Genomic DNA, 14,852 nt, shown 5'->3' on the forward strand with positions numbered 1-14,852 from the left:
TTTCCATACAGTGGATTTTTAGGGCGATTATCTTCTGGCAGGTAATCGCGTTTATCCTCACCATATTGCACGGTGTATTGACCAGGCGGTGCATTCTCAATTTTTGCTTTACCGCTGTCGTCTAAGTAACCGGTCARCTCTGTGCCGTTTGCAAATCGAATGGTATAAGGTGCGCCCATAATTGGGCTGCCATCTTGATAAGTATAAGACAACTCAATGGTACTGCTCATCATGGTGGCAATGCCATCGGCGGCAAGTGAGAGTCGAGCATTCTCAGAGAGCGCTTGAATTTGCGGTACACTCGGCATCGTGGCGCTTTGTTTACCACCAATATCTTGCTCCATGCTGCCGTCAAACACGGTCATGGCTTTGCCTTTTAAGGTCAGTAGCTTGTCTGCAAAGATGTTGACGTTACCACTTGAGTCAATGCTGATTTCACTGCCGCCATTGGCAAGGGTGAGGTTGCCAGAGCCACTACCTTTAATCGTGATATTGCCTTGGCTTTGAATGATTTGACTTCCCGCCGGGGCGGTGATGGTRAGRTTRTTGTCTGCCTTGAGGTTGATATCAYTTTGGATAACACTGCGATGRCTGCGACCCGCCTTAAGGGTSAWATYTTGYTTGGCGCTGRCGTCAATTTGATTGGCGGTGACGTCTAGGTTGGTTGCTGCATCGGCAATSACYGACTTTTTACTCTCCAGTGCCAGTTGTTGTTTGGCGCTGGCAATAAAGGTTTTATTGGTGAGTAGTCGAATTGCRCTTTTAACACTGCCAAGTTGTATGTCTTTGGCTGCAAAAATATTCATYGCGCCAAGTTGCGCAAGCCAGTGRATATAAGGCTGCTTTTTATCMCCATGTAACACCAAGTGCTGRTTGCCCGCTARGGTTTGCAACACAATATGCGGGGTTTTTGGGGTGTCATCAAACATCAACAGGTTTTGGCCGCGAGAGCACAACACGTTTTGGGCGTTATTGGCGCTAGTAACAACAGATGGTTGCGTGTCATTAAGCGCAAACCCTAACARGTAACTTTGGTCAGGGTCGTTGTTCATACAACCGATGAGCACATTACTGTCTGGCAGCAGTGGAAAGTGTAACCCTGTCGGTTGCTTTTGACCACGACAGGCRTATTGTGTGAGGCGCTTTACCGATTCAGTCACCTGACTATCAAAATGTACTTGCGTGGCATATTGCCCTTGGGTATCTAGATGAGGATTGGTCTTTGACCCCGACAGTGAACGTACCGTGGCGGTAAACACCATCGGCTTAGGACTATGCTCTGGGAGCGCGATACGTATTGGCTCACCCCGTGGTACACACACCGACTCGCTATGATGCGCAACTTGCTTAGGGTCATTGGCACTGCCTTGCTTATACACCTGTTTACTGCGAATACAGGTATAATCGCCACCTTTCGCTGTGCCCAATTTACCATTTAACGAAAACGAATAACCGGCATTGGCTTCGGCTACGTTTCCTAATAGCGTGACTTCATTTTTACCTTGTTGATAGGCAAGCTCTAGATTACCTGTGCGCTCAAATTGCTCAGCGGGATTGTGTGCAGCAGGTTCAAAATAGCTGCGCTGCGCCGAGCTGACGGAGGTAGGCGGATGGGCATTTACATGCACTTGTGAGCCACCCATTCTAAAACGATGGCGGCTTTGGCACTGCGTAAACCCAACAAAGCCAGTTTCATGCTCGTGAACCAGACCATCTTTATCCGTTACCGACAGCAAGCCTCGCTCAATATAGGGGCTTGCAAGATTCCCCTCGGCAATCACTATCGATTCAATAAAATCATGGCATTCAAACCAATAAATTAAACCGTACTTTGCTAAGAGTCGGGTGAAAAAGGTGTAGTCGTTTTCTAGCGCTTGTACGCACTGCGGTAGCGTGGGTAAATCTTTAGTGACTCGCCATTTTATCCGGTCTTGTGAATAGCCGGCTTTTTGTATCAGCTTATTGAGGACAGACTGGACATTGGCTTGTACAAAGATTTGGCTTTTTCTGTTTGCTTAAGTAACTCAAGGCGAGGCTTTAAGACCACCTCTGCACCACAGGTGTGCTCAGACACAAAACCAGATTGGATATCAAACAAAGTCCCAGTGAAATACGTCGATATTGCATCTGGTGACTCAATTTCAAACGTGAGCATATTGCCGACAAGTAATTCATCAGCCAGGTCAAATTGGGATTCTAGGTTCGCTTTGAGTAAAAAGCCGCTATTGATACAGGTCGTGAGTTCAAAATCGACGACATGTACAGGATGGTTAGTACCATACACCACAATCCTTGTTTGCATTTTTTATGTCCACTGTTGTTGGTTAAAGCCGTTCCACCAATACGCGGTACTATTTCCTTAGAACACGTAATAGGCTACTTCTAATACTTTATCATGTATATAAATCAATCTACACCCAAACTTTACTCTTTTCTCTCAGGTAGGTCAGGACTAGTTACTCCACCGCCTGCTGCTCCTGTTATTTTTTTAGCTATATCATTGGGTAACAATATCATGAGAATTCTCCAATTTTAATAAAAGTAACCTCTGCACGTTATGTGATAGTACAAAGCTAATTTACTCCGAGCCATGCTCTCACATTGAGCTGCGGCTTGTAGAGTCACGACGAGTATAGAAACCACGATAAGCATCAATGACTAATGAAAATACAACCAGCACGGAAAGAATAGTGAGTATGTGCATCAAGCTTGGGTACGCGTTATAGATAAACATTGGGTTAAAGTCAGTTAGCTTTCTAAACCCTCGCTCGATAAGGGACGCAGTTTGAATGAGAGCAGCACTTGCTAAAATGAGTATGTAAGTGAGCTCATTTGGTGTTAGGGAAAAGTCTTTTGCGCTTTTTTGTGCAAAGCGACTGATAAAGCTTAAATTGAACTGCGCTATATAGTTTGCAATCTGTTTGCGTTTTATGATGAGCGCCATCAAAAGCAAATTTTGCGTCGCCATTATAAAGTAAAACCATCCGCCCAGCTTTAAAGCAGGTTCATACAGTGCAATGTCTAATGTGCGTGCAAATAAAATATTGACTGCTAACCATTGAACATTAGGGCTGTCTTTACTTAGAAAGACTGAAATTATCAAAACCACCCAAATCGAAATATTGATTAGGTGGTTATTTTCCATTATGACTTGATATAACGTACTCATGATTTCTCGTTGCTAGATTTAAAGTAAGGCGTTGTATCGCACCTTCCACTTGTTGAGGATCAACTTGACCGCCTCCACCACCAGCTACACCGCCAGAGCCCGTAATTAGTCGCAAGTACTTGTGAGAAATGACTTGTACTACAGAGGTCGCTATATTGTCTCTTACTTGCCTACGGTTAATTTGAGCGCAATCACCGACCACACCACCCGAACCGATAATACTGCCTAAGTGTTCATCAGGAAGTAGTTGCTTTGAGATGTAATTAGGTTCTTTTTTATACACTTTGTATTCCTTATGTTAATAACATTTGTATGCATAGTGTAACAATCTTGATTGCAAATTGCGCTATTTAATCGAGGTTGGTATCGGTATCACCAAGTTCATCATTACTGCTTTTTTTCGCTTTGGTAGTAAAGACTTGGGGTTCAATCCACAAACAATGTACATTCTAATTACTTGGTTTAAATCCGGTGTTGTCAGGCCGCTCTCCCAGTTGTAGATGGTTTGTTTCGAAACGCCCATCTTCTTTGCAAACTGAATTACAGAGTATCCTGCGGCAAACCTCAGTTGCTGTACTAAACTGCTTGCTTTAATTGTCATTTATCTTTTCCCTTAGGGTACTCCATTAATATTCTTTTACTAACAATGACAACGCTATAGTCCTGCCTGAGCCTTGTTTGTGTATTTTGTGTTAAACAAATGAAACGGTCAAGTGTGAAAATATGAAACAGTCTAAGCTTTTGGACTCGTACCTTTGTAAGATCTGACACTAGAAGGAACAGTAAGGCGCTGTACTTGAAGTAACGCACACTGAAAAAGCAATGCGTTACGCACATCACGTTCCTTTTTGGCATTTTCAGCATATTAAAAAGGACAGCAACATGAGAAAACGTAAGACTGAAACGTTTGAAACAAGCATGACGCAAATTGGTGAGCCAGATAATTCAACTGATTTAAGCACCATGAAGCTACGTGTTGAGACTCAAGACGCAATCGAAATTACATCCTTCCGATTACTCATCTATATTTTATCTGGAAAGTGTTCTTTTTTTTAGCCTCTCTGGACTGCATCAAGATACTAAGTGCCCATTATGTGCGTTAGCGTATCGCCAACGTGAGCAAAAAGGTACACAACGAAAACTTATAGCTGACAAGCAAACGGACAGATAAACCAACTATCCAAACCGCACAAAATGCTATGGCAGGCACAAGACTGGGGGAAATATTTAGAGTGACTTTGCGTACGTTTGACCGTCTACGCACTTTCGGGCCTCAAGTGGATCAAACCATTACCTATGCTTCGCCCTGCCATCTTTACTATTTCAACCTTATGTTTAGTAAGGGGAGCAATTACACTGCCGCTAGCTATAGTTTTCCCTGAAAAAACCACCAGTTTTGCAATTTTGGCTGGGAGCATTTGGTTTTTGGCGGGTGTATTTTGTCTAGTTGGTTTTAAACTAATAAAAGAGCCAATTGCTACAAGATAACTGCCTAGTTTGATAAACTCCTCGTTTTACTGATTTAGACAGTTCCATGATACTCGATAAAAACTGGCGTATTCTTACCGTTGGTGACGGCGATTTAAGCTTCTCATATTCATTAGCAAAGTACTTTGCTCCAGCCCATCTTACTGCCAGTGTTTACGACAGTGAAGGTGAACTTAAGCATAAATATCAAGATAATGCATTTGATAAACTACATACTCTAGGGATTGATGTAGTGACTCAATTTGATGTCACAGAGGCACATTGTTGGCAAAAAGTGCCGTCGCATGCCTTTGATGCGGTAATTTTTCAGTTTCCTCTCATTCCTGCGTTTGACTCGCTTGAAAGCTTCAAAAACCAGACTTTGAGCGTTAACAGCCTCAATCGGAAATTGCTGCGAGAATTCTTAATAAACGCAGCGGCTCATGCACTTGATCCTAAAGGCGCTCAGCTAGGGATCATTACCTCTAAGGACGTAAAACCTTATATAGAGTGGGATCTAGAAGGCAGCCTGATCAACGGACTTGAACAATATTACCTCGGTCAGTCTCAGTTTGAGATTTCACAGTTCCCAGAGTATCAAATTCGCAATGTCGACCGTGATAAACATGTAAAAGACACCAGCGGCATTAGCTATTACTGGTCTGTTAACCCAGCTCACGCCATAAAAGAAAAACTCAAAGTACCTGATTATTTGGGTGATAACTACTGTACTATTTGTAGGGCTGGCCCTTTTATCAATGACCGCGATAGGCTTGCACACTTTAATTCGAAAAAGCATAAAAATATGCAAAGACATGAAAGTGCTTGGCTTAACTACCTGAATACGTAAGCACAATTGGAACAATAACAAAAAGAAAATACTGAAAATTAAAAGTAAATAAATCAACAAATAACCATTTCAAAAACCAATAAAGGCATAAAATATACAAAAGTAATTGAGCCATTATTTAGACACGATTAGACTAGCCTTATATCGCCATCTTTTAAGCTTGTTATTTATCTTGTTGGGGTCTCAATGTCACTACTTAGCCGCGACTTTGTCATTGCGATTTTATGCCTGCTTTGCGCTATGATCACCATCCAATCTGGAGCCTCTATTGCCAAGCAGTTATTTCCATTTGTTGGGCCTGAGGGCACCACAGCATATCGCCTAGGATTTTCAGCTCTTATTTTGTGCTTGGTGTTCAAGCCTTGGCGTCATTTACCGACAAACTGGCGACCACTCATCGTCTATGGCCTATGTTTGGGCGGCATGAATATCACCTTTTACTATGCCATTGAACGTATCCCTATTGGCATTGGTGTGGCCTTAGAGTTTACCGGGCCACTCGCCGTAGCGCTATTTTCATCTAAACGGAAACGTGATTATTTGTGGGTTGCATTTGCTATTTTAGGAATTTTGCTGTTGTTACCAGATCTTGGCGATGTCAATGGTTTGGACCCAGTAGGTGTTGCTTTAGCCTTGGTTGCTGGCGCTTGTTGGGCAGGATATATTCTCTATGGTAAGCGCTCAGGCAACGAAAGCTCCGGCGGGGTGACTGTGGCAATCGGCATGACGGTTGCCGCGCTTACTATCGTACCGTTTGGCGTGATGTCTCAAGGTGTAGCCCTCCTTAATTGGTCACTTATTCCATTGGGTATCGCAATTGGTTTGTTATCCAGCGCCCTGCCTTATAGCCTAGAAATGGTAGCGCTTCGAAAAATGCCCGCACAAGGGTTTAGTATTTTAATGAGCGTTGAACCTGCGGTTGCGGCGTTGGCTGGCTTTTTAATTCTTGGAGAGTTACTGACTGTTTGGCAATGGCTTGCTATTTTTATGGTAATTACCGCTTCCGTCGGCAGTTCGGTGTCTAGTAAAGAGTAGGTAGTTTAACCTGAGCTTAGGATAATTAATGCCTTTCTAGCAGCCAGTTTTTGCGCTAACAGCGTTGAATTCACTTCCAATAGCCAGCTATTAGTACGTAAATTCGCCTTGTTATCCCCAAAACTCTCTGGCTAGATAAGGAAATAGTTTAATGTAATGTTAAAAGCAATGAATTAGCTCACTCCTTATCCAAACCTCAGGTTAACTTAATTTTCGTATTACTGAAATAGGGTAAATGGAGGGAGTAGATCTACTACTCCCTCTATTGAATCGATTTATGTTAGTTAACTGTCGCTTCCGTTACGAGCGGTATCACTTCTTCTGTTGATGCGCCTTCAAGAACAGCGTCTTCCTTCTCAGAAAACAGATACTTGTCGAGCCACTGCTCTTGCTCCCAAAGCACATGTAAAATACTTTCTCGTGCTTTATACCCATGGCCTTCTTCTGGCAACATCACCAGCCTTGCATTGGCACCTAAACCATTCATTGCAGCAAACATACGTTTAGACTGCATAGGAAAAGTACCTGAGTTTGGATCTTCCTCTCCATGGATCATCAACATAGGTTCATTGATTTTTTCCGCGTGGAAGAAAGGCGACATGCTGGCATAGACGTTTTGCGCTTCCCAGAAGTTACGCGGCTCACCTTGGAAACCAAATGGCGTCAAGGTGCGATTATAAGCCCCGCTTCGTGCAATGCCAGTGGCAAACAAGTCACTATGGGCGAGTAAGTTAGCCACCATAAATGCTCCATAAGAATGCCCTGCAATCGCAATGCGCTTAGGATCTGCTATACCTTTTTCTACTAAGGTATCAACAGCAGCTTTCGCACTCGCAACCAATTGCTGCCTAAATGTATCATTTGGTTGTGTGTCGCCTGCCCCGACAATCGGCATCGTCGGATCATCAAAAACAGCAATACCTTTTGCTAAATACGGCATTGGCCCCCAATAGCCAATATATGGGAATTGATAAGGCGATTCACGCACCTGCGAAGCAACGGCTTTATCTTTAAACTCGAGCGGATAAGCCCACATCAACACAGGTATACGGCCTTTTGATGGGTCATAATCTGTAGGAAGATAAAGATTACCGGATAGCTCAACGCCATCATCACGTTTGTACTTGATTTGCTCTTTTACAACACCTTTAAATGCAGGATAAGGGTGCGCAAACTTAGTTAGCTGCTCCAAAGTATCAAACTGTAAGTCACGGACAAAAAAGTTGGGTTGTTCTTGGCGTGACTCACGCACGGTAATAAAGCGCATACCTTCGTCATCTAACATTGCACGCACTCTTTCGTAATAAGGTTCGCTCGACTGCCAAATACGAGTTGAAGTATTGGTTTTTACGTCAAAACGATCTAAAAAAGGAATATTACCTTTCTCAGATGCACCGTTGCCCGTTAAAAACAAATACCTGCCTCCAACTAACTTCAATACTCTTGAACCTAAATCACTATTTTCATATACAAAGTTGCCAGGATCTTTGTATGCATCATTATAACTGCGCTCTGAAAACACCATGCGATTTTGCTCTGGATTACGCGGAGAAAATACAGAAGAACGAATACTGCGATCGGCAAAGCGCCATTCATTCAAAATCGCAACATTGTTATCAGCCCATTCAATACTTGAAAAACGACGCTCTACTTTTGCGAAAAGTTCAGGTTCCTTTTTGAATGGCGAACTAATCGTATAAAGGTGGTCATGGTAGTCAACCTCCACACTCATATCCCCACCATCTTGCGCTTCGGCCCATATCAGTGTCGCGCCATGGTCGTCACGCCATTGGATCTTTCGAGGCCCTTCTCTCACGCTATCAAAGCCCGCAGGCAGTGCGTCGGCTAGTGGTTGTCTTGCAACTTCAAATAATGGATAGCCACGCATTCCCCACACTTGCCATACCGCTGGAAAACGGCTGTAAGGCACTTGGAATGAGAAGGGATCTGCCATCATACCAACCACTAGATTGGTAGAGTCTGGCGAAACAGAGAAATGTTTAAGATACGTTGGATTACCAATTTGCTGCGCGCTGGCATTCAGATTTAGCTTAATTAACTGCCCCTCAGAATAAAACTTAAATAGCTGAATATCATAGGGACTAGACAATAAATTCTGATAAGTGCGTGTTGATGCTTTTTTGCCAGATGTGGTTTGTATTATTGGCGTTAGGCTGGATTTATCTTTTGCGCTTGGCTGTTTGCCATGATTAATAGCAATATTCGCGATAATTGCAGTACTGTCTGGCAACCACTGGTATGGTGTTGAAGTCACCACGCCATTTAATGTTGATTGAGTAAGCTGTTTAAGATTGCGCTGCTCAATATCGTAAGCCCAAAGCGTAGCACTATTTTCTTGTTCAAGAATAAACGCAAGATAGCGGCTATCTGCACTCCAGCTTGGAGACTTGATCTTGCCTTTAGGTAGACCTGTCACCTTAATTAAGGCACCGGTTGCGACATGTTTAAACTCAATAGAGCTATATTGGCGGCTGGAGGTCCGCATAAAGGTTTGCGGATTGAACTTTATCCCCGCAAGCGCTTGCTCTGGCTGTCCAAGCTCTTCGAGCGTGAGTACCCTATTGCGCTGTAACAATGCCAACCAATTACCATTTGCACTCAATTTAGAGGTTGGGATCAATGGTGCATCAACAAGCTTTGCCAGCTCTGGAGAAGGTGTCATGTAGCCTTGCTCTTGTGCACATACCGTATATGATACGGTAGTCATTAATATGATAAATGTGATTTGTTTTAATAATTTCACTGTATTTACCTATCTTCGGCGTTTAGCAGGTGATCATATAACGATTATCGGGAAATGTGCAGAGATTTGCGATTTAATGCGATGAAAACTTGATGTACACTTAGTCACTTAACCAGCCATAATTGATACGAATTAGCATGAACAACGATAAAAAACTCGCTAAGGTTACCATTTTTGATGTTGCCGAAGAGGCACAAGTTTCTAAATCAACAGTATCCCTTGTCCTAACGCATAGCGATAAAGTCAGCGATAAAAGCAAAGAGAAAGTACTAAAAGCCATCGAAAAGCTGGGGTATGTTTATAATCGCGACGCAGCAGCGCTACGTAGTAAAAAGTCTAATCTTGTTGCGGTTGTTATCAACGACTTAACTAACCCGTACTCTGCTCAGCTTGCTGTTGGATTAGAAAAGCATATTTACGCATTAGGTATGGTGCCTATGCTGGTAAATACAGGCGAAGACTTTAATCGCCAACGCCAAGTGGTTAACACACTTAAAGAATACAACGTTTGTGCTTTTGTTATGGTGCCTGCACCAAGTACTCCACGAGAGTGGCTGGACCAATTGGCTGACTCTGGATTTCCAGTTATTACCATTATGCGTGAAGTGGCCTTCGCGAAAGCCCCCTGTATTCTACCTGACAATAAAAAAGGGACTCACCTAGCAACGACTCACCTCATTGAGCAAGGCATAAAAGACATTGCTTTTCTGGGTGGTACTCCCGAAATTTCAGATTACCATGAGCGACTGTCTGGTTTCCAAAGCGCTCTAAAGCTCAATGGATTAAATGAAGCGCAACCTGCGATCGCTGCTCCAACCAATCGCCAAGGGGGCCGAGAAGCGTTTAACACCCTCATCGCTGACCATAAAGAGATAAAAGCTATCGTTTGCTTTAGTGACGTCATTGCATACGGTGCAATTGAAGCCATGCGCGAACACGGACTAGTACCTGGTGAAGACATCAAGGTTGTCGGTTTTGATGACTTGCAAGACTCCCAGCTGATGAAGCCCGCATTAACGAGCGTTAGAATTGATGCCGACGACATCGGTAAGCGGACATGCCATACGTTATCCGAAATTTTAAACAAATCGCAACCTGCCGTTAGAACCCTAGTGGATGTGTCATTGCAGATCAGAGAATCATCGTAACTCTTAGCGCTTAGCAATAAATGTAGCGCTGATACCTGCTTATAAAAAATGCAAATATTTGCGGCCAAAACTATAGACATTACTGAGAATCTGGATAGAATTCGCAGCAATCTTGGCCGCCAAATTTACCTATGCAAATAGTCTGTTGCGAATATCAAATTCGTGTGCAAAAACATAACTAAAATCTAGTAAAAGCAATGATATGTACCTTACTAGCAGCGCGTACCCATGATGAGCTCAGTTTGATTTTTTTAATTTCAAACACCATACTTTTTTAACATTTTCGCCAATTCGCTTCATTCAGTAGAATTGGCATTACATATTTAAGGTTCTCTTTCGTTGAATAACGCAACCTTTACAGAGAAACGCCGCTTTATTGTGAAGTTAGGCAAAATGCTTCACAAATACGGTACCCCTGCCTATCGACTCGAAGCACATTTAATGGAAATAGCCACTCACCTAGGGCTAAAGTCTTCCTTTGTCATGTCTCCGACATCTGTCACTTTTGTAATTTGGACCGAAGGTCATGAAGAAGAATATACCCATGTGGCGCGAGTTGATCCCGGCGATCATGATTTAGGTTCATTGGCAGATACGGATGACGTCGCAACACGCGTGTTATCTGGTGAGCTTTCAATCCAAGAAGCTGAACAATGCCTTGAAGCCATTTTGCACGCTAAGCCCCCTTATAATAAGTTAATGACGGGTCTTGCATTTGCAACCTCAAGTGGCGCATTTGCGATGCTGATGGGAACTAGCTGGAATGACGTTTGGTGGTCGGCGCTAATATCGCTTGTGGTCTACATATTCGTGCTTTGGGCAAGTATTTCCAAACGCGTAACACATATGCTTGAGCCTTTGGTCGCCATCGTATCAGCGGTTGCTGCCTGCGCTGTGTCTGTGTACATTGACCCGCAGGTCAACATCCGTTTGGTGGTACTTTCGGCCATTATCGTGTTTATACCTGGCTTGGCGCTGGCGCTTGGGTTTGCGGAATTATCGGCTCGTCATCTAGTGTCAGGCACCGCTAGAGTCATGGACTCTATTATGTTGCTCTTTAAGCTCTACTTCGGTGCATTTTTGGGGATCAGTTTAGGGTTTGCGTTTTTTGGACAAGTTGATTTTATACAACCATCACCATTACCACGTTGGACGGCTTGGCTTGCAGTGCTATTACTTTGTAGCAGCCTAGTTATTATCTTTAGAACAAAGTTACGCCATGCAAGTTGGTCACTCGCATCAGGCTTTATCGCCTACGCAGCCAGTATCAGCTCTGCGGTTTACTTTGATTATGCACTTGGTACTTTTGTAGGTGCATTTGCAGTGGGTGTCTTTAGTAATATCTTTAACCGTGTGGTAAATGCCCCTGCGTCCATTGTTGCAATGCAAGGTTTGATTGTGTTGGTCCCTGGTTCTAAAACCTATATTGGACTTAATTCTTTAATTGAAGGCCAAAGCTTTGTTCATGCAGACCATATTGGCCAACAAACCTTTTTAATATTTATGTCTCTTATCGCTGGCCTTATCTTCTCAAACGTTGTACTGCCACCTAAAAAGAGCTTATAACGCGCAAAAAGAACTGGAAAGGCGACTTTCCAGTTCTTTGTAGTTATGAATGTTAACAAAAAACAAAGCGAAATCACTCTAGTAAACTTAATTTAAACAGCACAAAATCCAGAAAAAATTATTTTATAACCATATATTTCAATAAAATAAGAAAAATTAAAGCAAAAACCACCAAATTCATAACTATTCATTTCAATTCAAGATTTAACAAACCCCGCTGGTGTTTAATCTTTCTCGAGGTCAACCACAAGTAAGCACTCAAGGGGAATTTATGTTTCGCAATAACAAGAAAAAACTGGCTGTATTAATCAGCCAATCTTTGCTCGGCTCGGTACTTTTTGCACCGGGTCTAGCTCTCGCTGAAGAAAACAACAATCAAGAAGCAGCTAAAAATGGTGAAGTTGAAGTTATTCAAGTCAGAGGGATCCGTGGCAGCGTTGTTCAATCACTCAATACAAAAAGATACTCAGACGCCATTGTTGATGCAGTAACCGCCGAAGACATTGGCAAATTTCCAGATCAAAACGTTGCCGAATCATTACAACGAATTACCGGTGTTTCAATCACGCGTAGTTTTGGTGAAGGTGAACGCGTTAGCATTCGAGGCACAGGTGAAAGCCAAAACCGGACCTTATTAAATGGTCAAGCTGTTGGCTCAGCGGACTGGTGGACTAACTCAGCGGCGAGCCGTGGATTTAACTACACAATGTTACCCTCTGAAATCATTTCTGGGCTTGAAGTTTACAAATCACCAGAAGCCGATATTGACGAAGGCTCTATTGGTGGAACCGTGATTGTTAGAACACGTAAGCCGCTTGATTTAGAAGCAAATAAAATTGCAGGTTCAATTATCGCACAGCACAGCGAAGTGTCAGGTGAAACCGACCCGCAACTTTCCGCTATGTACAACTTTAAGACCGATGATGAATCTTTTGGCGCCTTAATTTCTGTCGTGCGCCAAGAGCGCAACTTACGTCGTGATGGTATTGAAGCGTGGTCTTGGACCTATCGTGATATCACACTTGAAGACGGTACCGTCGTCGACAATGTCTACAGCCCTGGCGGTGGCGGCTCAGCAATGTTCTCACAGCAGCGCGTGCGCACGGGTATAAACCTCGCCTTGCAATATCGTCCAAATGAAAATATGGACATTGTATTCAATGCGTTAGACTCTACACTTGAAGCCGACAATGAAAACCAAAACTTCCTGTGGTTACCCGGTTACGGCGGCTCACAATATACTGACATTACCGTTATCGACCACCCCGTAGTTGGAAAGATGGCCGTCGGCGGGACGCTTGGCTTATCACCAGATGGTAATAACATTCTGGATGAGACCAAAGTACGTAACTCTGAGCTCAAAACCAAATCGTACGACTTAAAAGTTGAACATCAAGGGCAACTTTGGGAATCTTCATATCACTTAGGTTACACAGAAGGTTCGGGTGGTTCACAAGCGGATCGCTCCGTTGGTTGGGAAGGCAACTATGTTCACAGCTTTGATGCGTCACAAGAGGAAGACGTAAAGACCAGTTATGCTGCCGATCCAAACGATGGTGATAAATGGAATTTAGGCTTTTTACGTTATGACAGCAATGATGCGAAAGATGATGAAACTTATTTTCAAGCCGATTTTAAACGCCCAATTGATGTCGCTATCTTTAACCAGATCAAAGTAGGCTTTAAATATCGTGATCACAGTCGTTTTAATACCAAACACACAACGGATAATCGTACCGACTTAAACTGGAGTCTAGCTGATTACTCTAAAGCCATGCCTTCTGATTACCTTTCAGGCATAGGCTCAGCAGGCACAACGCGCAGCTATGCAATCACTGATTCAGATAAAATACGCCAAGAAGGTGATGCGCTGGGTTGGAATTACCGAGTATTGAAGGCCAGTACTTTCGATATCAATGAAAAAATTACCGCAGGCTACATTAAAGCGAATCTGGATGCAGATGGTCTACGCGGTAATTTAGGCGTAAGGCTTGTAAATACCAAACAAACCTCATCCGCGTTTGCAGGTGAGTCCGGTGCTGAGGTATGGACAACGGAAGAAAAGGACTACTTCGACATTCTTCCAAGCATTAACTTGGCAATTGACTTAGATGACGATTTATTAATGCGTTTTTCTGCGGCACGAGTTATGTCTCGCCCAGATTACGCCGATATGACAGCATCAACCTCATACAACCTAGAAACACAAACAGGCACTGGCGGTAACCCTGACATCGACCCATATCGAGCGACGCAGTTTGATACCGGTATCGAGTGGTACTTTAGCGACGCAGGTCTTTTTTCTGCGGTATTTTTCTACAAAGATATTCAGTCGTTTATCGAGAGCCAACCAGCACTTGAAACTCACGAAGGTAAAGAAGTGCTGATCAGCCGCCCTGTTAATGGGAAAGCAGGCCGCATTCAAGGCCTAGAAGTCGGTTATCAACAAGAATTATACGAAGGTTTTGGCGTTGCAGCTAACTATACCTATGTAGATGGTGAAGCCAAAGATGATGAAGGTAACGACATCACCATCCCAGGCAACTCTGAGCATACTGTTAACTTGAGTTCTTATTATGAAAACGAATTCATTAGTGCCCGTATCTCATACAACTTCAGAACAGGGTATGATACAGGTCGCGACTGGCCAGGATACATTGACGATTATGGTCAAGTAGATGCCAACCTTACCTATAACTACAATGAGAATGTGGCATTTATTCTTGAGGCCATCAACTTGACGGATGAACATACATTTAGCTATCAGGAAAAGGGAGTTGAGCAAGCACTAACGGGTGTCTATGCCGATGGAAGGCGTTTTAGCGCGGGGGTTAGATTTAACTTCTAACACCG

The 14,852-nt window shown here is 43.2% G+C and carries 12 protein-coding genes; 6 read left to right on the top strand and 6 right to left on the bottom strand.

The window, feature by feature from the left end; genetic code table 11:
• From DS891_RS24490 to DS891_RS07685, 5 genes are all read right to left on the bottom strand, one after another.
• Positions 1-1,997: contractile injection system protein, VgrG/Pvc8 family (locus DS891_RS24490; protein WP_368032188.1), on the bottom strand; the 1,997-nt coding region annotated here is incomplete at its 3' end.
• Positions 1,955-2,302 (bottom strand): hypothetical protein, encoded by a 348-nt coding sequence (locus DS891_RS07670; protein ID WP_174169407.1) that lies wholly within the window; start codon positions 2,300-2,302, stop codon positions 1,955-1,957. The genes DS891_RS07670 and DS891_RS24490, both read right to left, overlap by 43 nt.
• Before the next feature lie 294 nt (positions 2,303-2,596).
• Positions 2,597-3,169, bottom strand: coding sequence for a hypothetical protein (locus tag DS891_RS07675; protein WP_174169408.1), 573 nt, complete (start codon positions 3,167-3,169; stop codon positions 2,597-2,599).
• Complete coding sequence (locus DS891_RS07680; RefSeq protein ID WP_227387781.1) at positions 3,135-3,452, bottom strand: hypothetical protein; 318 nt, start codon at positions 3,450-3,452, stop codon at positions 3,135-3,137. Before DS891_RS07680 ends, DS891_RS07675 begins: the two co-directional genes overlap by 35 nt.
• A 63-nt stretch (positions 3,453-3,515) precedes the next feature.
• The gene (locus tag DS891_RS07685) at positions 3,516-3,770 is read right to left on the bottom strand and encodes a helix-turn-helix transcriptional regulator (protein ID WP_174169409.1); all 255 of its coding nucleotides are present in this window, start codon (positions 3,768-3,770) and stop codon (positions 3,516-3,518) included.
• Between the two features lie 281 nt (positions 3,771-4,051).
• On the opposite strand from DS891_RS07685, the gene DS891_RS24495 reads away from it, so the two are divergent.
• The 3 genes from DS891_RS24495 to DS891_RS07700 all read left to right on the top strand — a co-directional run bounded on the left by DS891_RS24495 (position 4,052) and on the right by DS891_RS07700 (position 6,521).
• Positions 4,052-4,225: a hypothetical protein gene (locus DS891_RS24495; protein WP_254605761.1), complete on the top strand. Its 174-nt coding sequence runs from the start codon at positions 4,052-4,054 to the stop codon at positions 4,223-4,225.
• Positions 4,226-4,703: 478 nt separating this feature from the next.
• Positions 4,704-5,486, top strand: a complete 783-nt coding sequence (locus DS891_RS07695) for a Rossmann-like fold-containing protein (RefSeq protein ID WP_174169410.1) — start codon at positions 4,704-4,706, stop codon at positions 5,484-5,486.
• 186 nt (positions 5,487-5,672) lie between these two features.
• Positions 5,673-6,521, top strand: a complete 849-nt coding sequence (locus DS891_RS07700; protein ID WP_010604254.1) for a DMT family transporter — start codon at positions 5,673-5,675, stop codon at positions 6,519-6,521.
• A gap of 280 nt (positions 6,522-6,801) precedes the next feature.
• Here DS891_RS07700 and DS891_RS07705 read toward each other — a convergent pair whose 3' ends face one another.
• On the bottom strand, positions 6,802-9,285 hold the full coding sequence (locus DS891_RS07705) for a prolyl oligopeptidase family serine peptidase (protein ID WP_174169411.1): 2,484 nt from the start codon (positions 9,283-9,285) through the stop codon (positions 6,802-6,804).
• Positions 9,286-9,422: 137 nt separating this feature from the next.
• On the opposite strand from DS891_RS07705, the gene DS891_RS07710 reads away from it, so the two are divergent.
• The 3 genes from DS891_RS07710 to DS891_RS07720 all read left to right on the top strand — a co-directional run bounded on the left by DS891_RS07710 (position 9,423) and on the right by DS891_RS07720 (position 14,847).
• Positions 9,423-10,433, top strand: a complete 1,011-nt coding sequence (locus tag DS891_RS07710) for a LacI family DNA-binding transcriptional regulator (RefSeq protein ID WP_010379361.1) — start codon at positions 9,423-9,425, stop codon at positions 10,431-10,433.
• A gap of 339 nt (positions 10,434-10,772) precedes the next feature.
• Complete coding sequence (locus DS891_RS07715) at positions 10,773-11,999, top strand: threonine/serine exporter ThrE family protein (RefSeq protein ID WP_017217546.1); 1,227 nt, start codon at positions 10,773-10,775, stop codon at positions 11,997-11,999.
• A gap of 271 nt (positions 12,000-12,270) precedes the next feature.
• Positions 12,271-14,847, top strand: a complete 2,577-nt coding sequence (locus DS891_RS07720; RefSeq protein ID WP_174169412.1) for a TonB-dependent receptor — start codon at positions 12,271-12,273, stop codon at positions 14,845-14,847.
• Positions 14,848-14,852: the final 5 nt, after the last annotated feature.

It is taken from the genome of Pseudoalteromonas sp. JC28 (assembly GCF_013319255.1).
GTDB lineage: Bacteria > Pseudomonadota > Gammaproteobacteria > Enterobacterales > Alteromonadaceae > Pseudoalteromonas.

Coding starts and splice junctions, on each gene's coding strand:
- DS891_RS07700 (WP_010604254.1), top strand. CDS start 5,673: ATGTCACTACTTAGCCGCGACTTTGTCATTGCGATTTTATGCCTGCTT.
- DS891_RS24495 (WP_254605761.1), top strand. CDS start 4,052: ATGAGAAAACGTAAGACTGAAACGTTTGAAACAAGCATGACGCAAATT.
- DS891_RS07720 (WP_174169412.1), top strand. CDS start 12,271: ATGTTTCGCAATAACAAGAAAAAACTGGCTGTATTAATCAGCCAATCT.
- DS891_RS07675 (WP_174169408.1), bottom strand. CDS start 3,169: ATGAGTACGTTATATCAAGTCATAATGGAAAATAACCACCTAATCAAT.
- DS891_RS07685 (WP_174169409.1), bottom strand. CDS start 3,770: ATGACAATTAAAGCAAGCAGTTTAGTACAGCAACTGAGGTTTGCCGCA.
- DS891_RS07710 (WP_010379361.1), top strand. CDS start 9,423: ATGAACAACGATAAAAAACTCGCTAAGGTTACCATTTTTGATGTTGCC.
- DS891_RS07695 (WP_174169410.1), top strand. CDS start 4,704: ATGATACTCGATAAAAACTGGCGTATTCTTACCGTTGGTGACGGCGAT.
- DS891_RS07670 (WP_174169407.1), bottom strand. CDS start 2,302: ATGCAAACAAGGATTGTGGTGTATGGTACTAACCATCCTGTACATGTC.